Here is a 21,011-nt window from a genome sequence, read left to right as displayed (position 1 = left end):
GCGAGCGAGGGAGGGACGATGGCCGAGCGGAGCTTCCAGCTCTACGACACGACCCTGCGGGACGGTACCCAGCAGGAGGGCCTGGTGCTGACGGTCGAGGACAAGCTCGCCGTCGCACGCCGGCTGGACGCACTCGGCGTCCACTTCATCGAGGGCGGATGGCCCGGCGCGGTACCGAAGGACACCGAGTTCTTCCGTCGCGCCAAGAGCGAACTGGACCTGCGGTCCGCCCAGTTGGCGGCGTTCGGGGCGACCCGCCGGGCCGGCGTCTCGGTCGCGGTCGACCCGCAGGTGCGAGCCCTGCTGGTGGCCGAGACCCCCGTGATCACCCTGGTGGCCAAGAGCCACGCCGGGCACGTCAGCCACGCCCTGCGCACCACCCTCGCCGAGAACCTGGCCATGATCGGCAGCACCGTGCGCCACCTGGTGCGCGCCGGGCGCCGGGTCTTCCTCGACGCCGAGCACTACTTCGACGGGTACCGGCTCAACCGGGAGTACGCCCTCGCCGTCGTCCACACCGCCGCCGAGGCCGGGGCCGAGACCGTCGTCCTGTGCGACACCAACGGAGGCTCGCTGCCGGACGAGGTGGGGGCCGTGGTGGCCGACACCATCGCCATGACCGGCGCCGCCGTCGGCATCCACTGCCACGACGACACCGGCTGCGCGGTCGCCAACACCATGGCCGCCGTCGACGCCGGCGCCGTCCACGCCCAGGGCACCGCCCACGGCTACGGCGAACGCTGCGGCAACGCCAACCTGTTCACCGTCATCGCCAACCTCCTGCTCAAGCGCGGCCGGGAGGTCGTACCGCTGGAGCGGCTGCCCGAACTCACCGCGACCGGGCGCGCGATCACCGAGATCACCGGGGTGCCCGCCAGTCCGGCGGCCCCCTACACCGGCGCCACCGCCTTCACCCACAAGGCGGGGCTGCACGCCTCGGCGCTGCGCGTCGACCCGGACCTGTACCAGCACACCGATCCCGCCCTGGTCGGCAACGTGATGCGCACCCTCGTCTCCGACATGGGCGGCCGCTCCTCCATCGAGCTGAAGGGCCGTGAGCTGGGCTACGAGGTCGCCGCGGACTCCGAGGTCGTGGCCCGGGCCGCCGGCCGCGTCAAGGAGATGGAGCAGCGCGGCTACAGCTTCGAGTCCGCCGACGCCTCCTTCGAGCTGCTGCTGCGCGAGGAGCTCGCCGACGCTCCGCAGGACCCGCCGTTCGAGGTCGAGACGTGGTCGGTCGGGGTGGCGCGCCGCCCCGACGGGCAGGTCCGCACCGAGGCGTCCGTGGGCCTGCGGATCGACGGCCGGCCCGTCACCGCGACCGGCCACGGCAACGGCCCCGTCCACGCCCTGGACACCGCGCTGCACCGCGCCCTGGACCCGTGCTTCCCCGTCCTGGCCGCTCTGGAGCTGGTGGACTACCGGGTGAGGGTCCTCGGCGGGGAGACCGGCAGCGGCGCCGCCGCCCGGGTCCTGATCTCCTACCGGGCCGGCGAGCGGCGCTGGGGCACCGTGGGCGTCGACCAGAACACCGTCACCGCCAGCTGGGCGGCGCTCCTCGACGCCGTCCACTACATGCTGCTCGACGGATCCCGCGGCCCCCTCGGCACCCCCTCCCTGGCCGCCGCCACCGGCTGAGCCCCGACCTCTGGAGCACCTGTGCGCGTGGAAGACGTCTTCATACGGGGGACATCCGTACGGCTGCCCTCCGTGCTCACCGTCGCCGACGCGGTCGCCGCCGGCGCCTGCCCGCCCCGTGTCGCCTCCGCCACCGGCATGGTGTCGGTGGCCTTCTCGCCCGAGGAGTCCGCCGCCGAGATGGCCGCCGCCGCGGCCCGCACCGCGCTGCGCCGAGCCGACAGCGACGGCGGCGACATCGGCCTGCTGCTGCACGCCGACACCTACCACCAGGGCCAGGACCTGTGGCCGGTGGCGTCCTACATCCAGCGCGAGGCGCTCGGCAACAGCTGCCAGGCCGTCGAGATCCGGCAGATGTCGAACGGCGGCCTCGCCGCCCTCGACCTCGCGACCGCCTACCTCACCTCCGGACACGGCGCCACGGACGCCCTGCTGACCACCGCGGACCGCTTCTGCGAGCCCGGCATCGACCGGTGGCGCACCGACCCCGGCACCCCGTACGCCGACGGGGCCACCGCACTCGTGCTGTCCAGGCGCGGCGGCTTCGCCCGGCTGCTGTCGCTCGCCCTGTTCGCCGACCCCGAGCTGGAGCCGATGCACCGCGGCGACGAGCCGTTCGGCCCGGCCCCCTTCAGCCACCGCACCCCCGTCGACTTCGAGCAGGCCAAGCGCGCCTTCATCGGCCGGGTCGGCATGTCGTACGCCATCACCCGCGCCCACAACGGCCAGCAGACCGTCGTCAAGCAGGCCTGCGCCGACGCCGGCCTGGAACTCGCCGAGGCCGACTGGGTGCTGCTCCCGCACTTCGGGCACCGGCGGCTGAGGTCCATCTACTACGAGCCCTTCGGCATCGACCCGGCCCGCACCGCCTGGGACTTCAGCCGCACCGTGGGCCACCTCGGCGCCGGCGACCAGTTCGCCGGGCTGGACCACCTGGCCGCGGCCGGCAGGCTCGCTCCCGGCGACCGCTGCGTGCTCGTCAGCGTCGGCGCCGGCTACAGCTGGGGCTGCGCGGTGCTGGAGATCATCCACCCCCCGCTGCCCGATCCGGCCTGACCCGGGGGGACACCCCGGGAGCGTCGACGGCCCCGAGGCCCCGACGCCCCCGGAGCACCACGCGAGACCGCACCCGCTCCGGCCCCCCGGCCGGGCTCCACCACTTCTCCACCCTTGCTCGACCATCCGTATGTCAGTCTGCTGGCACGCCGTACGCGCGGCTGTCGAAGGGAAGGTTGCCGTGGCGCCGACCGCTACGTCCGAGACCTCCGCTCCCCACCTCACGGAGCACTCCATCACCGTGGCCGCCCCGGCCTCCGCCGTCTACGCGCTGGTCGCGGACGTCTCCGCGTGGCCCCAGGTGTTCGGCCCGACCGTGCACGTCGAAGTGCTCCAGGACGCGCCCGCCGAAGGGGGCGAACAGACGCTGCGCATCTGGGCCGTCGCCAACGAGCGCGTGCGCACCTGGACCTCCCGGCGGATCCTGGACCCGGCCGCCCGCACGATCACCTTCCGCCAGCTCGTCCCCGCCGCGCCGGTCGCCGCCATGGGGGGCGAGTGGCGCGTGGAGGAGCTGGAGGCCGGCCGCACCCGCGTGGTCCTGCTGCACGACTACCGCGCCGTCGACGACGACCCCGCCGCCGAGGAGCAGATCGAGCGGGCCGTCGACCGCAACAGCCGCGCCGAGCTCGCCGCCCTGAAGAACGCCGCCGAACTCGGCGACGCCCGCGACGAGCTGCACTTCACCTTCAGCGACTCGGAGACGGTCGTCGGCGCCGCCGGGGACGTGTACGCGTTCCTGGACCGGGCCGACCTGTGGCCCGAGCGGCTGCCGCACGTGGCCCGCCTGGACCTGACGGAGGAGGAGCCGGGCATCCAGCACATGGACATGGACACCCGCAGCCCCGACGGCTCGCTGCACAACACCACCTCGGTGCGCGTCTGCTTCGAGGACCGCCACATGATCGTGTACAAGCAGCTGCGCGTGCCGGTGGCGATGAGCGGCCACACCGGGCGCTGGGTCATCGAGTCCCTGGGCGACGGCACGGTCAGGGCGACCTCCTGGCACACCGTGACCCTCGACCCGGAGGGAGTGCGCAGCGCGCTCGGCCCCGAGGCCACGCTCGCCGAGGCGCGCGCCCTGGTCCGCAAGGCGCTGGGCACCAACAGCTCCACCACGCTGCACCACGCAAAACAGTTCGCGGAGGAAGCGCGTGTCGGATCGTAGCCACAGCCGGCCGGTCGTCGTCGTCAACTACTTCACGGTGACGGGCGACCTGCTGGAGTTCGAGCGGCTGTTCGATGAATACGCACAGTTCATGCGTCACCGCCCGGACTTCGACTTCCTGGTCACCGTCAAGCTGACGGACCGGCCTCACGTCTACGCCCATCTCGGGCACTGGCGCACCCGGCGCGGTTTCCTGGACACCGTCAACGACGCGGAGTTCCAGGACCGTGTGGGACGGCTGGGGCCCCTGGTGGAGACCGAGGCCGACCAGGCGGTCAGTGTGGCCCGCGTCCTGCGGGAGAACGCCGTGGTGGGCGCCGCGAACGTGGTCCTCACCCGGGCCACCGTGCACGGCGACCCGGCCGTTTTCGAGGCCTGCTTCGCCGAGGCCAACGAGCACTTCGACGAGCTGGGCCACTTCGGCGGCAGCGACCTGCTCCGCTCCACGCTGCGCCCCGGCGAGTACACCGCGCTGCAGTGGTGGCGCGACTCCGAGGCCTGCGAGCGGTCCCTGGGCAGCGAGAAGTACCTGAAGCTGCGCGCCGCGATCGCCGAGGAGGCCGAGGTGGCGGTGGTGCGCACCCGGCACATGGCGTACCAGCGCGTGATCGTCTGAACGCGGCGGCCGGCGGGCCGGCCCGGGCCCGGCGGGACCCGGATGAGCGCGAGAGCCGAGGACCACCGGTCCTCGGCTCTCGCGCGTCCCGGGCGCGAGGCCGCTTCGAGCGGCCCGGAGCAGGCTGTTCCCATGGCCGACACGACACGTATCACCGTGGTCCGCGGACAGCCCGACGCGGCCGAACTCGCCGCCGTCACCGTCGTGCTGCTGGCCCTCGTCCGGCGCGGCGAGGCGCCGGACGAGGAACGGCGCACCGCGTACGCGGGCTGGACCGTCAAGAGCGGCGGCCACCGCACCGAGGCGGCCTGGCCGGGTCAGTGACCTCGGACCACGACGCGCACCGGGCGGGGACGGCACCGGTTCGCCGGACCGCGCCACCCGCCCGCCGGCAGGACAAGCAGCGGCCGAGCCGCAGAGACGGCCGCACGACACGTGAGGGGGAGGGGCGATGACCGGTCACCGGACTCTCACCGAACTCATCCAGGACCAGGCCGCGAGGACACCCGACCGGGAGGCGCTGGTCCTCCTCGGTGAACACGCGGAGGACCAGCGTCCGCGGACGGTCACGTACGCGGAGCTCGACCGCGCCGCCCGGGACCTGGCCGGCCGGCTGCTGGAGCACACGCGCCCGGGGGAACGGGTCCTCGTCGTCCACTCCTCCCGCGCCCGGTTCGCCGCGGGCTTCCTCGCCTGCCTGTACGCGGGCGCCGTCGCCGTCCCCGTGGCGCCGCCCGGAGGACGCGCGCACCACGACGAGCGCATCGCGGGCATCGTCAAGGACGCGGCGGTCTCCTGCGCGCTGACCTCCACCGCCGAGGCCGCCGAGGTGTCCCAGCTGCTGGCCCGCACCGGCCACGGCCACATCACCTGCGTCCTCGCCGACGCCCCCGGGAACGCCGACGCCCCCGGGAACGCCGACGCCCCCGGGAACGCCGACGCCCCCGGGAACGCCGACGCCGCCCGCCCCTCCCGCGCCGTACACCCCGCCGCGCCCGGGCCGCGCCCCGAACCCGACGCGCCCGCCTTCCTCCAGTACACCTCCGGCTCCACCCGCGACCCCCGCGGCGTGATCGTCACCCACGGCGGTCTGACCGCGAACCTGCGGGCCATCGCCGACGCCCTCGGCATCGAGCCCGGCACCAGGGTCGGCGGCTGGCTGCCCTTCCACCACGACATGGGCCTCGTCGGCCAGTTGCTGCTGCCGCTGTGGCTGGGCGGCACCACCGTCCTGCTGTCGCCCACCGCCTTCGTCCGGCGGCCCGCGTCCTGGCTGGAGGCCGTCTCCCGGCACCGGATCGCCGTCAGCGGCGCCCCCGACTTCGCGTACGACCTGTGCGTGCGGCGCGTCAACGACTCCCAGCTCGCCGGGCTCGACCTGTCCGGCTGGCGGGTGGCCGTCAGCGGCGGCGAACCGGTGAACCCGGCCACGCTGCGCGCCTTCGCCGAGCGCCTCGCCCCGGCCGGTCTGCGCCCCGAGGCGCTCGTCGGCTGCTACGGCCTGGCCGAGGCCACCCTCCTGGTGTCCGGCTCCGCCGCCGCCCCGGCCCTCACCGGACCCGGCGCCGGCCGCGGCCACTGCGGACCCGCCGCGTCCTGCGAGATCCGGATCGTCCACCCGGAGACCCACGAGGAGCTGCCCGACGGGCGCACCGGCGAGATCTGGGTGCGCGGGCCCGGCGTCGGCGCCGGCTACCGGGGCCGCCCGGCCGAGACCGCGGCGGTCTTCGACGGCCGGCTCGCCTCGGGCGACGGCGGCTACCTGCGCACCGGAGACCTCGGCGTCCTGGAGGACGGGCTGCTGCGGGTGACCGGACGCATCAAGGACGTCATCGTGTGCGCCGGACGCAACCTGTACCCGCAGGACCTGGAGCGCACCGTGCAGCGGGTGAGCGGACTGTTCGGCGCCGGCACCGCCTTCGCCGTCCCCGGCGAGCGCGAGCGCATCGTCGTGGTCCAGGAGCTGCGGGCCCGCAGCTCCTACGACATCGACCTGGGCGCCCTGGCCTCCGCCGTGCAGCAGCGGCTGAGCGAGGAGCACGAGGTGACCGCCGCCGGTGTGCTCCTCGTCCGCCCGGGGACCGTGCGCCGCACGACCAGCGGCAAGGTGGAGCGCGCCGCCATGCGCCGGCTGTTCCTGCGCGGCGAGGTCCGGGCCCTGCACCAACGGCTCGAACCGGAGATCGAGCGCCTGGTGGCCCCGGGGAGGCGGCGGTGACCGGCGTCCAGGACCGCATCGACGCGCTGGAGCGCGCCTTCGGACCGCTCGACGACCCGGCCAACCCGCTCGGCGGCGCCGCGCTGCTGGCCGCCGACGCGGCGGGTGTGGTGCTGCCCGGCGCCGAACGCGTCCTCGACGCGTGGGGGATGAACGCCGAGTTCGTGCCCGCCTCCCTGGGCGGACGGCTGGAGCGCATGGACCTGCTCGGCCGCATCCTGCGCACCGTCTTCCGCCGCGACGCCTCTCTCGGCTTCGGCTACGGGCTCAACTGCTTCTTCGCCGCCGCCCCGGTGTGGACCGCCGGCAGCACCGCGCAGCAGGAACTCGCCGCGCGGGTGCTGCTGGAGGGCCGTCGGATGGCCGTCGCCCGCCACGAGGTGGCGCACGGCAACGACTTCGTGAGCGACGAGTTCACCGTCCGCCCCGAAGGGGACGCGCTCGTGCTGAACGGCAGCAAGTCGGCGATCGCCAACGCCTCCCGGGCCGACGGTCTGGTCGTCTTCGCCCGCGCCGAGGGCGTCGACCGCAGCCTCAGCCGCAGCCGTACCGTGCTGCTGCTGCACCGGCCCGACCTGCCCGAGGGCACGGTCGAGGACCTCGGCCGGCACGCCACCAACGGGATGCGCAGCACCGAGTTCGGCGGCCTGCGGATCAGCGGGTGCCCGGTGCCGCGCGAGGCGGTGCTCGGCGCCGAGGGCGACGGCTACGAGCTGTCGCTGCGCTCCTCGCTCGTCATCCGGGGGCTGATCCCGTCCATCGTGCTGGCCGGCGCCGACACCGCGCTGCGCACGGTCGCCCGGTTCGCCGTGCGGCGCCGCGCGGACGGCCGCTCCTCCCTGGACGTCCAGCACGTCCGCGACGTCCTCACCGGCGCCTTCCTCGACCTGCTGCTGACCGACTGCCTCGCCCTGGTGGCCACCCGGGCGCTGCACCTGCTGCCCGGGCAGATGAGCGCCTACGCGGCCGCCGCCGCCTACCTCGCGCCCAAGCTGGTCTCCGAGTCCATGGACGAGATGTCGGCCGTCCTCGGCGAGGAGACGTTCGCCGAGGACGGCATGTACGCCATGTTCCAGAAGCAGCTGCGCGACCTGCCGGTCACCTCGCTCGGGCACGCCGGCAGCGCGGGCCGGCAGGTCAGCCTGCTGCCGCAGCTGCCGTACTTCGCCCGGCACGCCTGGTTCGCCGACCCGGAGGCGCCCGCCGAGCTGTTCCGGCCGCACGAGGACCTGCCGCCGCTGGACCTCGGCAAGCCCACCCTGCTGGGCGACGCCGACCCGCTCGCGGCCACCCTGGTCGCCACCACCGACCTGCTGGAGGAGGGCGAGGTCGGCGCGGCCATCGGGGAGTCCGGGGCCACCCTGCGCTTTCTGGCGCGCCGCCTGACCAGCGAGCTGGACGATCTGCGCAAGGCGTTCCTGGAGATCTCCCCGACCGACCGGCGGGCGCTGGCCAACCCGCACAGCTTCGGCCTCGCCGACCGCTACACCCTGGTGATCGCGGCCGCCGCCTGTCTGGGGGTGTGGCGCGCGCAGCGCTCCGCCGGCGACGCCGCGGACCCGTTCCTCGCCGACCCCGCCTGGCCGACGGCCGGGCTGTACCGGCTGTGCCGGCGGCTGGGCCTGCCGCTGCCGGACCGGCCCGCCGCGGACGAGGAGCGCGTGCTGCGCGAGGTCCTCGCCCGGCTGCACGGGCGACGCAGCTTCGACCTGTACGACTCCACGCTTGCCTGACGCCGGAGGGGGCGCCCTCCACGACCGACCCGGGTGCCTCGGTGACCCCGGGTCCCCCTAGGGAGCACTGACCATGCGAGAACATCGCGAACAGGAAGACGACGGCTTCGACAGGGCCTGCCGCGAGTGGCTGCTGGAACGGCTCGCCCACTACCTGGGCCGGCCGGTGGAGGAGACCGCCCCGCTGCACGAGTACCTGGACTCGGTGGCCGCGCTGAGCCTGTACGGGGACATCGAGGCGGAGTTCGGCCCGCTGGTGGAACCCACCGACATCTGGCTCCACCCCACCGTGCGCGACCTGGCCCGGCACATGGCCGAGCAGGGCGCGCGGCGCACCGGCCACCAGGTCAGGGCGGCGTTCGTCTTCACCGGCCAGGGCAGCCAGCACCCGGGTATGACCGAGGGGCTGTACCGGGGCTCCACCGGCTACCGGACCTTCCTGGACGAGGCGGCGGCCGCGCTGCGCCCGTACACCGGGATGAACGTGGTCGAGCTGATCCTCGGCCGCGATCCGCGGATCCACCAGACCGCGCTGACCCAGCCGGCCCTGTTCGCCGTCGAGTACGCCCTGGCCCGGACGCTGCAGGAGGCCGACGTCCACCCGGTGGCGGTGCTGGGCCACGGCATCGGGGAGTTCGCCGCCGCCACCGTCGCGGGCGCGCTGTCCCTGGCCGACGCGGCCAAACTGGTCGCCCTGCGCGGGGCGTTCATGCAGTACCTGCCCTCCGGCGGCGGCATGATGGCGGCCTGCATCACCCCCTACGAGGCCGCCGAACTCGTCGCCGACGAGCCGGGCGTGGGCATCGGCGCCATGAACGCGGCCAAGTCCACGGTGCTCTCCGGCGACCAGCAGGGCCTGGAGCGCATCGAGGACCGGCTCGCCGAGCGCGGTGTGCGCTGCCGGCACCTCGCGGTCACGCACGCCTTCCACTCGCCGCTGATGGAGCCCGTCGTCCCGAAGTTCGAGGCGGTGGTCCGCCGCATGCCGGGCGGCTTCACCCAACTCCCGTTCTACTCCACGGTCTACGGGCGTCTCGTCACGGAGCCGCTGTACGCGCCGTACTGGACCGAGCAGCTCACCGCGCCGGTCCGGTTCGCCGACGCGGCCCGGCAACTGCTGGCCCAGCAGTCGCCGACCCATGTGGTGGAGATCGGTCCGCGCGCGGTGCTCACCCCGTACCTGCGCCGGATGGGCGGGACGGCCGGACCGGTCTGCCTGCCGGTGTGCCAGGGGCCGCGCAGCGACGCCGTCGACCTGGCCGGGGTGATCTCGGCGCTGGACGCCGGCCCGCTGGCCGCCGCACTGGCCGGTGCGTGAGGTGACGGGCCCGATCCGGCCGTCGGCGCCCGTCCCCGGACCCGACGGCCCCTGGGAGCGGCTGCACGACGACCTCGCCCGGACCGGTACGGCCCTGGTGCACGGGGTGATGCGGGACTGGCTGCCGCGCCGGGAGGCCGACGACCAGCTGCGGCCGCTGCTGGGACGGGACTGGCGCCGCTACGAGAACCTGACCCGGCCCGGGATGCGGGAGCGGTTCCTGGCGTCCCGGCTGCTGCTGCGGCACACGGCGGCGGCCGCGCTCAAGACCGCCCCGCACCTGGTGGACCTGTCCTACCAGCCCGGTGGCCGGCCGTACGTGCGCGGCTGCGACCAGATCGAGGTCAGCCTCAGCCACACCGAGGACATGATGGTCGTGGGCGTCACCCGCCGCGGACGCATCGGCGTCGACGTGGAGCGCGCCGACCGCAGGCTCGCCCACACCGGTTCGGAGCTGCAGGCCTGCACGCCGTTCGAGAAGGAGCATCTGGACGCCGGCGGCGAGGACGCCCGCAACGACACCCTGGTGCGGCTGTGGACCCTGAAGGAGGCCTACAGCAAGGCGCTCGGGCAGGGGCTGCGGTTCCGCTTCACCGAGTTCGGCTTCGCCCTGTCCGAGACGGGCGCGTCCCTGGTGCGTCCGGACGGCACGCCCGCCCGGGGCGCCCAGTGGCTGTTCGGCACCTTCGCGGTGGGGGAGCGCTACGTGGTCAGCGTCGCGGTGGGCGACACCGGCTTCGGCGGGCTGTCCGACCTGTCCGTCGGCACCACGCTGGACGAGGGCATGCTGGACGCCCTGGTCGGGGCCACGGGCTCCGGGTCAGGGGATCCAGCCGGCCTCCTCGGCCAGCCGTATGGCGTCGATGCGGTTGCGGGCGCCCAGCTTGGTGACGATCGCCGTGAGGTAGTTGCGGACCGTCCCCTTGGACAGGAACAGGCAGCCGGCGATCTCGGCGGCGTCGGCGCCGCGGGCGGCGAGGCGTAGCACTTCCAGCTCCCTCGCCGACAGGGGGTTGTCGGCGCAGTCCCATGCGGCGAGGGCCAGTTGGGGGTCGACCACCCGGCGGCCGGCGGCGACCGACCGCACGGCCAGGGCGAGCTGGTCGGGTGGCGAGTCCTTCAGCAGGAAGCCCGTGACGTGCGCCGACAGCGCACGGCGCAGGGTGCCGGGACGGCCGAGGCTGGTGAGGATCAGGGTGCGGCACTCGGGCAGCTGCTCGTGCAGCTCGGCCGCCGCCGTCAGCCCGTCCGTGCCCGGCAGGTCGACGTCGATCACGGCGACGTCCGGCCGGGTCTCCAGTGCCTTCTTCACGATGACGTCGCCCCGGTCGACCTCGGCGACGACCTCCAGATCGGGCTCCAGTTCGAGCAGCGCGACCAGCGCGCCCCGGATCATGTGCACGTCCTCGGCAAGAAGGATCTTCACCGACAGCACCGCTTCCCCCTCTTCCCCCCAGGGCCCCTCGCCCGGACGACGCCGAACTCGCGGACCCTGGCAACGCTCCCTCGTCCGGCCTGATCCGGACGAAGGTCCCTGGCAACGCTCCCTCGTCCGGCCTGATCCGGACGAAGGTCCCTGGCAACGCTCCTTCATCCGGCCTGATCCGGACGAAGGACTCTGATCGGCACTTCTCAGACGGCGGCCTTCTCCAGCGCTCCGTCGTGCGGCGAAGTCCCCGTCTCGGCGGTGCGCGGCTGCAGGGGCGCCCATGCCCGCAGATGGAAGCGCCCGTCCTCGCGGGTCTCCGCGTCGAGCCCGCCCCCGATGGCGGTCAGGCGCGTGCGCAGGTTCCCCAGCCCGCTGCCGCCCGTCCCGGCCTCGGTGGGCAGTCGCGTGCCGTCACCGCTCTCGTGCGGACGGTCGTTCACCAGTGCCAGCCGGACCACGTCGCCTTCGACGTCTGCGGTGATGGTACAGAGCTGCGCGGCGCTGTGGCGGAGCATGTTCGTGATCCCCTCCCGCAGGGCGGTGGCCAGCACGGTGTCGACCACCGGGTGCAGCCGGCCGACCTCGACACGGACCTCGGCGCGCACGTCCGCCGCGGCGAGGACGGCCCGGGCCGACTGCGCCTCCTCGGCGAGCGACATGTCCCGGTACCCGCGGGAGACCAGCCGCACGTCGGCGAGCGCCTGCCGGGCCACCGCCAGCAGTTCGGCGGTCTCCGCGGCGGCCCGGTCGGGCCGGTGTCCGATCAGCCGCTGGACCAGCTCGCCCTTGAGCGTGATCGCCGACAGGCTGTAGCCCAGCAGGTCGTGCAGGTCCCGGGCGAAGCGCAGCCGCTCCTGGACCACCGCCATCTTCGCCACCTGTTCGCGCGTCTCGTGCAGTTCCTCGACCAGGTCGGCGAGTCGGCTCAGTCCGTAGACGACCAGCCCGGTCAGCCCGCCGGCGATGAGGAAGTAGGCGGTCTCCAGCGGCCCGGCGCCGGACAGCAGCGAGTAGGGGACTATGCCGGCCACCACCGCCCCGTAGGCCGGCCAGGCGAGCCGGGAGGGAAGGGTGAGCAGCAGAGTGGCGCCCAGCGGCCCCTGCATGCTGCCCCAGCTGGAGTGGAACCAGACCATCGGCAGGTACGTCAGCACCGCCTGGGCGCCGAGGACGGTCAGGCGGTGCCGCAGGGTCCAGGTGCGCGCCCGCTGCGAGGAGACGCTGAACTGGATCCCGAAGTTGAGCACGACGGTGGTCAGGCACACGGCCAGCGCCATGCGGCCCAGCCCGGTGCCGAACACGTTGAGCACCGTCGCGGCGCAGTAACTGGCCAGTGCCATCACGGTGATGGCCCGGGCCACCCTCGGCGCCGGCGAGTGCTGACGGGGCGAGGAGAGGAACTCATGCCGGCGCTCCCCGGCACCGGCCCGCTTGCCCGACCGAGCCGAGGAACCGGGCGCCTGTTCCGGAATGGATGCTTCCACATGTGGGAATTCGTTCGGCATCGCCGTCTCCAAGCCGGGGACAGGTGTGGGCGAAGCGCATGGTATGACTTTGCGTCGCATCGGAGCCACAGGTAGCGATCAGCGGCCTGGAATCACACGAAGAGCGGGACGGGGTTGAGATCGTCGTACGCCGTCGGTCGCGACAGTCTCCCCAGGCGGACGGGGGTGTCGAAAAGGCGTCCTGGAGCGAATCGCGCCCAGAAGTGCCGCATGCCCGGAACGATCACTTTCGCTACGGGAACCCCCAGGTCAGGGCGGGTCTGGTCCAGGACGAGAAGCTCCATGCCATGGGCACGCACCAGGCGTTCGGCGGCCTCGACGTCCGCGCGGAGGTCGCTGCGCGCCTCCTGTTCGTAGCTCGTCGGCCCCAGCGTGCCCTGGCCGTAATCAGCTACGAGGTAAGGCTGATTTTCGACAGTCGCGTTTCTCCACCATTCGTCCATGTCCGGGTGGGACGCGCGGGCCTGCCGGCCCTCCTCGCCGACCGGCAGGAGCTGGCCCAATTCCGTCACCGCGCGCCGCAGGGCCAGCCGTGCGTCGAAGTGCGCCCCGAAGCCGACGCAGATCCCCTGCTCCCCGTCGCCGACGAGCCGGGACATCGCCGCCATGGCCGGGATCCCCAGGTCGCTGGTGACGTCCAGCACCCACATCTCGCGCCCCAGCCGGCCGTAGGCCTGCCGGATGCGGGCCAGCCACGGTTCGTCGAACGCGTCGAGGTCGACCCCCGGCTGACGGGTGCGGTTGTACCACCACAGGGCGACCGCGTCGCGCTCCACCAGTTCCAGGAAGCCCTGCACCACGGCGTCCTCCAGGCTGCTGCCCGCGGCGCAGCCGTTGGAGTCGGCCCACGGCGCCCGCGCACGGCCGCGGGAGTCGAGGTCGTAGTAGAGCATGGAGGTCGGCAGCAGGCGGTGCTCGCCGGCCGTCAGCGACCACACGGGCGTCCACTCGGCCGGCTCGTGCGGGTCGAAGGGCGGCGGCACCCGGTGGAACGGCGCGCTCCGCGCGTTCCACCGCTCGCGCTCGCGGAACTGGCGGTCGGCGAACAGCTGGCAGGCGTTGGGGTGCACGGCCGTGGCGCCCAGTCCCGCCAGGGTGTCCCGGACGACGGGCTCGTCCCCCTGCCGGGTGCCCGAGTAGCGCTCCACGGCCTCGCACAGGGCGCCCACCTCCGCCTCCAGCGGAGTGGTCCCCTTGCCGCCGCTCTGGCCGCGCATCCCGCCGCGCACCCCGCCGAGGGAGAACGCCTGGAGCGCCGCGTTCCGGCCCGACACGTACCGGTTGAGCCCCTCCGGAGTACCCGGGGCGCGACGCACCTCGGGCACCACGCCGGTCACCGGGCCGATCAGGTGGCGGTGGCGGGACAGCATCTCCTCGGGCGGCAGCGCCCGGTCGTTGCCGCCCGCCGAGGCGGCCTTGGGGCGGGAGCGCAGGACGACGGGCCGCCGCACCTGACGCGCCACCAGGAAGGGGTCGCCGCACTCCGGGCACTGCGGGCGCCGGAGCACCGCGTGGTGGCGGGTGCGCAGGGTGCGGGTGTCCAGCGTGCAGACGGCGCCCTGCTCCTCGTAGCGCATCCCGGCCACCCACTTGACCGCCTCCAGCACCGCGGTGTGCAGACCGAGGCCCCGCACGACCGGGAGGGAGGCGTCGGGCACCGGCACCGCGCCCGGCAGGCCCAGGGCCTGCCGGACGGGGGCCTGGGAGAAGATCCGGGCGCGCAGCCGGTGCGCGAGGCACGACCAGCAGGCACGGTCGCCCGGTCCGAAGACGGGGCCCACCCAGGCCTCGGTCCCGCACGGCTTGGCGAGCAGCCACGGCCGCCCCTCGGCCCGCAGCCGGCCGTCCAGCTCGCGCAGCCGCGGGTCGAGGTAGTCGTCGCACAGGACCAGCGTGAACGCGCCCTGCCGCCCCTCGGGCGCGACGGACAGCCCGGAGGCGAGGCACTGGCCCAGCGCGGCCTCCCGGCTCGTCCGGCCCAGCGTGACCAGGCCGACGACGGTGGCGCGCAGGGACGAGACGGCGCTCGCCCCCTGCACACCGGCCAGTTCCCAGTAGGCGGCGGCCGAGTCGTCGGCGCTCGGGTCCCGGTAGCCGACCAGGTCGGCCCGCGCCAGTTCGGCGATGACCTGGGCCGCCTCACCGGGCGGCAGGGTCCCCGAGACCTCGTCCAGCACGGCCGGAAGGGTCCGGGTGCCGTCCAGGAGCGGTGCCAGGGACTCGACGTGCGCCCCCTGGAGCGCGGTGGTGCCGCGCTCCGACAGCAGGTAGACGGCTTCGCCGGCCACGACCTCGACCCGCAGGTGCGGCTTGAAACCCACCGTCCGCGCGGCGCCGGAGGACAGCAGCGCCCCCGTCATCTGCGGGCGGCTTCCACGGCGGCGAGCATGTCGTTCGTCGACACGCACCAGGTGCTGGCCACCATCGACGCGCGGTCCAGGTCCTCGATCACCAGCCGTCCCGCGGTCGGCCACGTGGCGTACACCGGCTCCGCGGCCGGCAGACCGAACTCGGCGAGCAGGGAGCACGGGTCCTCGGAGTAGCGCTTGGCCAGTTCCGGTTCCAAGGCGGTCCTGGCCGTCAGCAGGGCGATGCGGTGATCATCGGCCGGGAACGCGGCGGCGGCGCCGTCCGCGTCGGCGTGTGCGGTGGACAGGGCGGTGCTCATGGAAGTCCCCCTCGAATTGGCGTCGTACGAGCTTGCGTTCGACGGTGCCGAGGGAACGGATTCTGCTGGACCGGCCGGGAGAGGGCCCAGTGCCGTCCTCACTAGGACGGCATGACATTTTCACGCCCGTCCTCGTGACCCGCTCACTGGGACTCCAATCCCCCTGGTGTCAGGCTCGGTCAGTACTTCGAAAGCCATGGGCCGGACCCAGCAGGGCCGGCCGTACGAGCACACGAAGGGGCTGACCCACATGGAGATCAAGGTCCTCGGACCGCTGACGGCCCGCGAGAACGGCGTGTCGGTCGTTCCCACCGCGGCCAAGCCCCGCCAGATCCTGGCCCTGCTCGCACTGCAGGCCGAGCGCGTGGTGACCGTGCCCACGCTCATGATGGAGATCTGGGGCGAGAACATACCCCGCAGCGCGGCCACCACGCTGCAGACCTACATCCTCCAGCTGCGCCGCCGCATAACCCAGGCCCTGGACGGCGATCCGACCCGGCAGGCCAAGGACGTCCTGGTCACCCGGCACGGCGGCTACCTGCTCCAGGTGCAGCCGGGACAGGTCGACAGCCAGGAGTTCACCCACCTCGCCGCCTCCGGCCGGGCCGCGCACGAGGCCGGCGACCACCGGGCCGCCTCCGACCTGCTGGGCCGGGCGCTGCGGATGTGGCAGGGCCCCGCCCTGGTGGACGTCCGCGTCGGCTCCGTGCTGGAGCTGGAGGTGCTGCGGCTGGAGGAGGACCGCATGGCGGCCCTGGAGCGCCGCATCGACGCCGACCTGAACCTGGGCCGGCACACCGAGATCGTGCCCGAGCTGCGCGTCCTGGCCACCCAGCACCCCATGCACGAGAACTTCTGCGCCCAGCTGATGACGGCCCTGCACCGCTCCGGCGCCGCCTGGCGCGCACTCGACGCCTACCAGCGGCTGCGCGAGACGCTCATCGAGGAACTCGGCCTGGAGCCCTCGATGCGCCTGCAGCGCCTGCACCAGGCCGTGCTGTCCGCCGACCCGGCACTGGAACTCCCGGTTCCGGCGAACGGCTGAGCTGCTCCAGCACCTTTCGAGCCGCCGTACCTACGTTCGGCCGATGACGATCCTCGACGACCTGACGGTCACACCGGACACCTCAGCCGAACCCGACGCGCCCGCCGCGCCCGCCGCGCCCGCCGGACCCACCGGGCCCGCCGCGCCGGACCTGCGCCGCGCCGCCGCCGAACTGCGGCGGCTGAAGGAGGAGGTCGGCCGGGGCCCCGACCCCGAGGCGACCCGGCGCCAGCACGCCAAGAACAAGCTCACCCCCTACGAACGCCTCGAACTCCTCTTCGACGACGGGACGTTCACCGAACTGGAACCGCTGCGCCGGCACCGCGCCACCGGCTTCGGCCTGGAGGACAGGAAGCCGCACGGCGACGGCGTCGTCATCGGCTGGGGACTGGTCCACGGCCGCACCGTGTTCGCCTACGCCCACGACTTCCGCGTCTTCGCGGGAGCCCTCGGCGAGGCCCACGCCGCCAAGGTCCACAAGGTCATGGACCTCGCCCAGGCCGCGGGAGCCCCGCTGGTCAGCCTCAACGACGGCGCCGGGGCCCGGATCCAGGAGGGCGTCACGGCGCTCGCCGGCTACGGCGGCATCTTCCGCCGCAACGTGGCCGCCTCCGGAGTCATCCCGCAGATCAGCGTGATGCTCGGACCGTGCGCCGGGGGAGCCGCGTACTCGCCCGCCCTCACCGACTTCGTGTTCATGGTCCGCGACACCGCGCAGATGTTCATCACCGGCCCCGACGTCGTCCAGGCCGTCACCGGCGAGCGGATCACCCACAACGGCCTCGGCGGCGCCGACGTGCACGCCACCACCTCCGGCGTCTGCCACTTCGCCCACGACGACGAGACCACCTGCCTGGAGGACGTGCGCTTCCTGCTGTCGCTGCTGCCGTCCAACAACCGCGAGACACCCCCCGCCGTACGCGCCGAGGACCCCGCCGACCGGCGCACCGACGCCCTGCTCGACCTGGTGCCCGCCGACCCCGGCCGCTCCTACGACATGCGCGCCGTGATCGAGGAGATCGCCGACGACGGGGAGTACATCGAGGTCCATGAGGCGTGGGCGCGCAACGTCGTGTGCGCGCTGACCCGGCTGGACGGGCAGCCCGTCGGCATCGTCGCCAACCAGCCCGCCGCGCTCGCCGGCGTCCTCGACATCCACGCCAGCGAGAAGGCGGCCCGCTTCGTCTCCACCTGCGACGCCTTCAACATCCCCCTGGTCACCCTCGTCGACGTGCCCGGCTTCCTGCCCGGCGTCGACCAGGAGCACAACGGCATCATCCGGCACGGCGCCAAACTCCTGTACGCCTACTGCAACGCCACCGTGCCCCGCATCTCGCTGGTGCTGCGCAAGGCGTACGGCGGCGCCTACATCGTCATGGACTCCCGCTCCATCGGCGCCGACCTGTCCTTCGCCTGGCCCACCAACGAGATCGCGGTGATGGGCGCCGAGGGCGCGGCCAACGTCATCTTCCGCCGCGAGATCAACGCCGCCGACGACCCCGAGGCCGTCCGCGCCCGGCGGATCGCCGAGTACAAGAGCGAGCTCATGCACCCCTACTACGCCGCCGAACGGGGCCTCGTCGACGACGTCATCGACCCCGGCGACACCCGGCACACCCTCATCCGCGCGCTCGCCGTGCTGCGCACCAAGAAGGCCGAGGTGCCCGCCCGCAAGCACGGCAACCTGCCCACGTGAGGCGCCGCCGCGGCGGTCCATGGCGGCGCGAGCAGCGGTCGAGCACACAGACGTTCCATGGCGGAACCGGAAAACGGCGGCACGCCACAAGCGGGCGGCCGGCCGGTGACGGTCGGCCGGGGCGCTCCCACCCCGAGCGCACCCGGCCACCGCGAAACCGGCGCAATCGGCAGTGACACGGACGAAGGGATCGACAGTGGCCCGCACAGTTGCATCCGGCAGGTGCCCGTCGCGGCACCCCGCTCCCGCGAAGGCGAGGTAGCCGTCATGCGCAGAGTCGCCATCACCGGACTGGGCGTCGTGGCCCCCGGCGGGGTCGGTGTGAAGCAGTACTGGGACCTCCTGACCTCCGGCCGCACCGCCACCCGCCGGATCAGCTTCTACGACCCCTCCCCGTTCCGCTCGCAGGTCGCCGCCGAGTGCGACTTCGACCCGCGGGCCGCGGGCCTGAGCCCCCAGGAGACCCGGCGGCTGGACCGGGCCGCGCAGTTCGCGGTCGTCTCCACCCGCGAGGCGCTCGCCGACAGCGGACTGGACATCACCGCACACGACCCGTCCCGCGTCGGCACCGCCCTCGGCAGCGCCGTCGGCTGCACCACCAGCCTGGAGCGCGAGTACGTCGTCGTCAGCGACGGCGGCCGCAAGTGGAACGTCGACCACGAGTACGCCGTACCCGAGCTCTACCGCCACTTCGTGCCCAGCTCCATGGCGGCCGAGGTCGGCAACGCGGCCGGCGCCGAGGGGCCCGCCGCGGTGGTCTCCACCGGCTGCACCTCCGGACTCGACGCCCTCGGCCACGCCGTGGAACTCATCCGCGAGGGCACCACCGACGTGATGATCGCGGGCGCCACCGAGGCGCCGATCTCCCCGATCACCTCCGCGTGCTTCGACGCCATCCACGCCACCACCCCGCGCAACGACACCCCCGAGAGCGCCTGCCGGCCCTTCGACCGCACCCGCAGCGGACTCGTCCTCGGCGAAGGCGCCGCCGTGCTGGTCCTGGAGGAGCTGGAGAGCGCCCGCCGCCGCGGCGCCCACATCTACGCAGAGATCGCCGGCTTCGCCTCCCGCTGCAACGCGTACCACATGACCGGCCTCAAGCCGGACGGCCGGGAGATGTCCGAGGCCATCGACGTCGCCCTCGGCGAGGCCCGCCTCGCCCCCGACAGCATCGACTACATCAACGCCCACGGGTCCGGCACCAAGATGAACGACCGCCACGAGACCGGCGCGTTCAAGCGCAGCCTCGGCGACCACGCCTATCGGACCCCCGTCAGCTCCATCAAGTCGATGATCGGGCACTCCCTGGGCGCCATCGGCTCCCTGGAGATCGCCGCCTGCGCCCTGGCCATGGAACACGGCGTCCTGCCGCCCACCGCCAACCTGCACGAGCCCGACCCCGAGCTCGACCTCGACTACATCCCGCTGACCGCCCGAGAGAAGCAGACCGACGTCGTCCTCAGCGTGGGCAGCGGCTTCGGCGGCTTCCAGAGCGCCATGGTGCTCGCCCGCCCCGAGAGGAGCGTCGCATGACCACGCCAACGGTGGTGACGGGCCTGGGCGTCGCCGCGCCCAACGGCCTGGGCACCGACGAGTACTGGAAGGCGACCCTCGCCGGACAGTCCGGCCTCGGCCCCGTCACCCGCTTCGACGCGGCCCAGTACCCCTCCCGCATCGCGGGCGAGGTCTCCGACTACGTCGCCGAGGAGCACATCCCCAGCCGGCTGATGCCGCAGACCGACCACATGACCCGGCTCGCCCTCACCGCCGCCGACTGGGCGCTGCGCGACGCCGGCATCGACACCTCCGTCCTGCCCGAGTACGGCATCGGCGTGGTCACCTCGGCGTCCGGAGGGGCCGTCGAGTTCGGCCAGCGCGAGCTGCAGAACCTCTGGAGCAAGGGCAAGGAGTACGTCAGCGCCTACCAGTCCTTCGCCTGGTTCTACGCCGTCAACACCGGCCAGATCTCCATCCGGCACAAACTGCGCGGACCCAGCGGCGTCCTGCTCACCGAACAGGCCGGCGGCATCGACGCCATCGGCCAGGCCCGCCGCCACGTGCGTAAGGGCTTCCCGGCGGTCATCACCGGCGGCGTCGACGCGGCCGTGTGCCCCTGGGGCTGGGTGCCGCAGATCGCCACCGGCCGGATGAGCACCGTCGACGACCCGCGGCGCGCCTACCTGCCCTTCGCCGCCGACGCCGGCGGCTACGTGCCCGGCGAGGGCGGCGCCATCCTCATCGCCGAGGACGAGCGCTCCGCCCGCGAGCGCGGCGCCGAACGGATCTACGGCGAGATCGCCGGCTACGCCGCCACCCTGGACCCGGCGCCCGGCTCCGGCCGCCCGCCCGGCCTGCGCAAGGCCGCCGAGAACGCGCTCGCCGACGCGGGCCTCACCCCCGCCGACATCGACGTGGTCTTCGCCGACGCCTCCGGCGTGCCCGACCTCGACCGCACCGAGGCCCAGGCCCTGACCGGCCTCTTCGGCCCCCGCGCCGTCCCGGTCACCGCTCCCAAGACGATGACCGGACGGCTGCTGGCCGGCGGCGCCGCCCTGGACACCGCCACCGCCCTGCTCGCCCTGCGCGACGGCGTCATCCCGCCCACCGCGCACGTGAGCGAGGCCGACCCCGCCCACGGGATCGACCTCGTCACCGGGGAGGCCCGCGAGGCCCGGCTGCGCACCGCGCTCGTCCTGGCCCGCGGCCACGGCGGCTTCAACGCCGCACTCGTCGTCCGCCGCGCCGGCTGACCCGCCCGCGGCACCGACCCGTCCGCCCGGCGCCCCACACCGCCCGGCCCGTCCGGCGCCCCGCACCCGCCCGGCGCCCCGGCCCGGTCGCGGCCCGCCGCGTAGACATCCCCCCACCACCGTGCTCCGGCCGGCCGCCCGACGCGGACCGGCGGGATCCCGAACGCACCA

General features: G+C 73.9%; 16 protein-coding genes and 1 pseudogene. 13 read left to right on the top strand and 4 right to left on the bottom strand.

Going from position 1 to position 21,011, the window contains the following annotated elements; genetic code table 11:
* Window positions 1-18 precede the first annotated feature (18 nt).
* The 9 genes and pseudogenes from cimA to ACH5A8_RS20480 form a co-directional block, all read left to right on the top strand.
* Entirely contained in the window at window positions 19-1,638 is a 1,620-nt protein-coding gene (gene cimA, locus ACH5A8_RS20520; RefSeq protein ID WP_399003840.1) for a citramalate synthase, read from the top strand.
* A gap of 21 nt (window positions 1,639-1,659) precedes the next feature.
* The gene (locus ACH5A8_RS20515) at window positions 1,660-2,694 is read left to right on the top strand and encodes a ketoacyl-ACP synthase III family protein (protein ID WP_399003838.1); all 1,035 of its coding nucleotides are present in this window, start codon (window positions 1,660-1,662) and stop codon (window positions 2,692-2,694) included.
* A gap of 181 nt (window positions 2,695-2,875) precedes the next feature.
* Window positions 2,876-3,862: an aromatase/cyclase gene (locus ACH5A8_RS20510; protein ID WP_399003836.1), complete on the top strand. Its 987-nt coding sequence runs from the start codon at window positions 2,876-2,878 to the stop codon at window positions 3,860-3,862.
* Window positions 3,849-4,478 carry an antibiotic biosynthesis monooxygenase gene (locus ACH5A8_RS20505; RefSeq protein WP_399003834.1) on the top strand — a complete coding sequence of 210 codons (630 nt, stop codon included), beginning with the start codon at window positions 3,849-3,851 and terminating at the stop codon, window positions 4,476-4,478. Before ACH5A8_RS20510 ends, ACH5A8_RS20505 begins: the two co-directional genes overlap by 14 nt.
* A gap of 132 nt (window positions 4,479-4,610) precedes the next feature.
* Window positions 4,611-4,802, top strand: coding sequence for an acyl-CoA carboxylase subunit epsilon (locus ACH5A8_RS20500; RefSeq protein WP_399003832.1), 192 nt, complete (start codon window positions 4,611-4,613; stop codon window positions 4,800-4,802).
* Between the two features lie 127 nt (window positions 4,803-4,929).
* Window positions 4,930-6,696, top strand: a complete 1,767-nt coding sequence (locus tag ACH5A8_RS20495; RefSeq protein ID WP_399003830.1) for a fatty acyl-AMP ligase — start codon at window positions 4,930-4,932, stop codon at window positions 6,694-6,696.
* Window positions 6,693-8,429: an acyl-CoA dehydrogenase gene (locus ACH5A8_RS20490; RefSeq protein WP_399003829.1), complete on the top strand. Its 1,737-nt coding sequence runs from the start codon at window positions 6,693-6,695 to the stop codon at window positions 8,427-8,429. Before ACH5A8_RS20495 ends, ACH5A8_RS20490 begins: the two co-directional genes overlap by 4 nt.
* A gap of 73 nt (window positions 8,430-8,502) precedes the next feature.
* A complete protein-coding gene (locus ACH5A8_RS20485) occupies window positions 8,503-9,747 on the top strand; it encodes an acyltransferase domain-containing protein (RefSeq protein WP_399003828.1) in 1,245 nt (414 codons plus the stop codon).
* Window positions 9,748-9,856: 109 nt separating this feature from the next.
* Window positions 9,857-10,456, top strand: a pseudogene (locus ACH5A8_RS20480) (4'-phosphopantetheinyl transferase family protein); the annotation flags it as partial.
* A gap of 111 nt (window positions 10,457-10,567) precedes the next feature.
* On the opposite strand, the gene ACH5A8_RS20475 reads toward ACH5A8_RS20480, so the two are convergent.
* The 4 genes from ACH5A8_RS20475 to ACH5A8_RS20460 all read right to left on the bottom strand — a co-directional run bounded on the left by ACH5A8_RS20475 (window position 10,568) and on the right by ACH5A8_RS20460 (window position 15,349).
* On the bottom strand, window positions 10,568-11,179 hold the full coding sequence (locus tag ACH5A8_RS20475) for a DNA-binding response regulator (protein WP_399003970.1): 612 nt from the start codon (window positions 11,177-11,179) through the stop codon (window positions 10,568-10,570).
* Between the two features lie 200 nt (window positions 11,180-11,379).
* On the bottom strand, window positions 11,380-12,516 hold the full coding sequence (locus ACH5A8_RS20470; RefSeq protein WP_399003826.1) for a sensor histidine kinase: 1,137 nt from the start codon (window positions 12,514-12,516) through the stop codon (window positions 11,380-11,382).
* A 257-nt stretch (window positions 12,517-12,773) separates the two neighbouring features.
* A complete protein-coding gene (locus ACH5A8_RS20465; protein WP_399003824.1) occupies window positions 12,774-15,041 on the bottom strand; it encodes a TOMM precursor leader peptide-binding protein in 2,268 nt (755 codons plus the stop codon).
* Window positions 15,038-15,349, bottom strand: a complete 312-nt coding sequence (locus ACH5A8_RS20460; RefSeq protein ID WP_399003822.1) for a hypothetical protein — start codon at window positions 15,347-15,349, stop codon at window positions 15,038-15,040. Before ACH5A8_RS20460 ends, ACH5A8_RS20465 begins: the two co-directional genes overlap by 4 nt.
* Before the next feature lie 250 nt (window positions 15,350-15,599).
* Here ACH5A8_RS20460 and ACH5A8_RS20455 point away from each other — a divergent pair, with 250 nt between their 5' ends.
* The 4 genes from ACH5A8_RS20455 (at window position 15,600) to ACH5A8_RS20440 (ending at window position 20,840) form a co-directional block, all read left to right on the top strand.
* Window positions 15,600-16,394: a BTAD domain-containing putative transcriptional regulator gene (locus tag ACH5A8_RS20455; RefSeq protein ID WP_399003968.1), complete on the top strand. Its 795-nt coding sequence runs from the start codon at window positions 15,600-15,602 to the stop codon at window positions 16,392-16,394.
* A gap of 43 nt (window positions 16,395-16,437) precedes the next feature.
* Window positions 16,438-18,090 (top strand): acyl-CoA carboxylase subunit beta, encoded by a 1,653-nt coding sequence (locus ACH5A8_RS20450; protein WP_399003820.1) that lies wholly within the window; start codon window positions 16,438-16,440, stop codon window positions 18,088-18,090.
* A gap of 267 nt (window positions 18,091-18,357) precedes the next feature.
* Entirely contained in the window at window positions 18,358-19,623 is a 1,266-nt protein-coding gene (locus tag ACH5A8_RS20445; protein WP_399003818.1) for a beta-ketoacyl-[acyl-carrier-protein] synthase family protein, read from the top strand.
* On the top strand, window positions 19,620-20,840 hold the full coding sequence (locus ACH5A8_RS20440; protein WP_399003816.1) for a ketosynthase chain-length factor: 1,221 nt from the start codon (window positions 19,620-19,622) through the stop codon (window positions 20,838-20,840). Before ACH5A8_RS20445 ends, ACH5A8_RS20440 begins: the two co-directional genes overlap by 4 nt.
* The last annotated feature ends 171 nt before the right edge of the window (window positions 20,841-21,011 follow it).

It is taken from the genome of Streptomyces sp. NPDC018610, from assembly GCF_044391765.1.
Classification (GTDB): domain Bacteria; phylum Actinomycetota; class Actinomycetes; order Streptomycetales; family Streptomycetaceae; genus Streptomyces.
The sequence above is the reverse complement of the archived record's forward strand: the minus strand, read 5'-3'. Positions and strand labels throughout refer to the sequence as shown.

Excerpts from the sequence above, each read along its gene's own strand:
- cimA (WP_399003840.1), top strand. The coding sequence starts at position 19 with ATGGCCGAGCGGAGCTTCCAGCTCTACGACACGACCCTGCGGGACGGT.
- ACH5A8_RS20500 (WP_399003832.1), top strand. The coding sequence starts at position 4,611 with ATGGCCGACACGACACGTATCACCGTGGTCCGCGGACAGCCCGACGCG.
- ACH5A8_RS20495 (WP_399003830.1), top strand. The coding sequence starts at position 4,930 with ATGACCGGTCACCGGACTCTCACCGAACTCATCCAGGACCAGGCCGCG.
- ACH5A8_RS20485 (WP_399003828.1), top strand. The coding sequence starts at position 8,503 with ATGCGAGAACATCGCGAACAGGAAGACGACGGCTTCGACAGGGCCTGC.
- ACH5A8_RS20470 (WP_399003826.1), bottom strand. The coding sequence starts at position 12,516 with ATGGCACTGGCCAGTTACTGCGCCGCGACGGTGCTCAACGTGTTCGGC.
- ACH5A8_RS20465 (WP_399003824.1), bottom strand. The coding sequence starts at position 15,041 with ATGACGGGGGCGCTGCTGTCCTCCGGCGCCGCGCGGACGGTGGGTTTC.
- ACH5A8_RS20460 (WP_399003822.1), bottom strand. The coding sequence starts at position 15,349 with ATGAGCACCGCCCTGTCCACCGCACACGCCGACGCGGACGGCGCCGCC.
- ACH5A8_RS20455 (WP_399003968.1), top strand. The coding sequence starts at position 15,600 with ATGGAGATCAAGGTCCTCGGACCGCTGACGGCCCGCGAGAACGGCGTG.
- ACH5A8_RS20450 (WP_399003820.1), top strand. The coding sequence starts at position 16,438 with ATGACGATCCTCGACGACCTGACGGTCACACCGGACACCTCAGCCGAA.
- ACH5A8_RS20445 (WP_399003818.1), top strand. The coding sequence starts at position 18,358 with ATGCGCAGAGTCGCCATCACCGGACTGGGCGTCGTGGCCCCCGGCGGG.
- ACH5A8_RS20440 (WP_399003816.1), top strand. The coding sequence starts at position 19,620 with ATGACCACGCCAACGGTGGTGACGGGCCTGGGCGTCGCCGCGCCCAAC.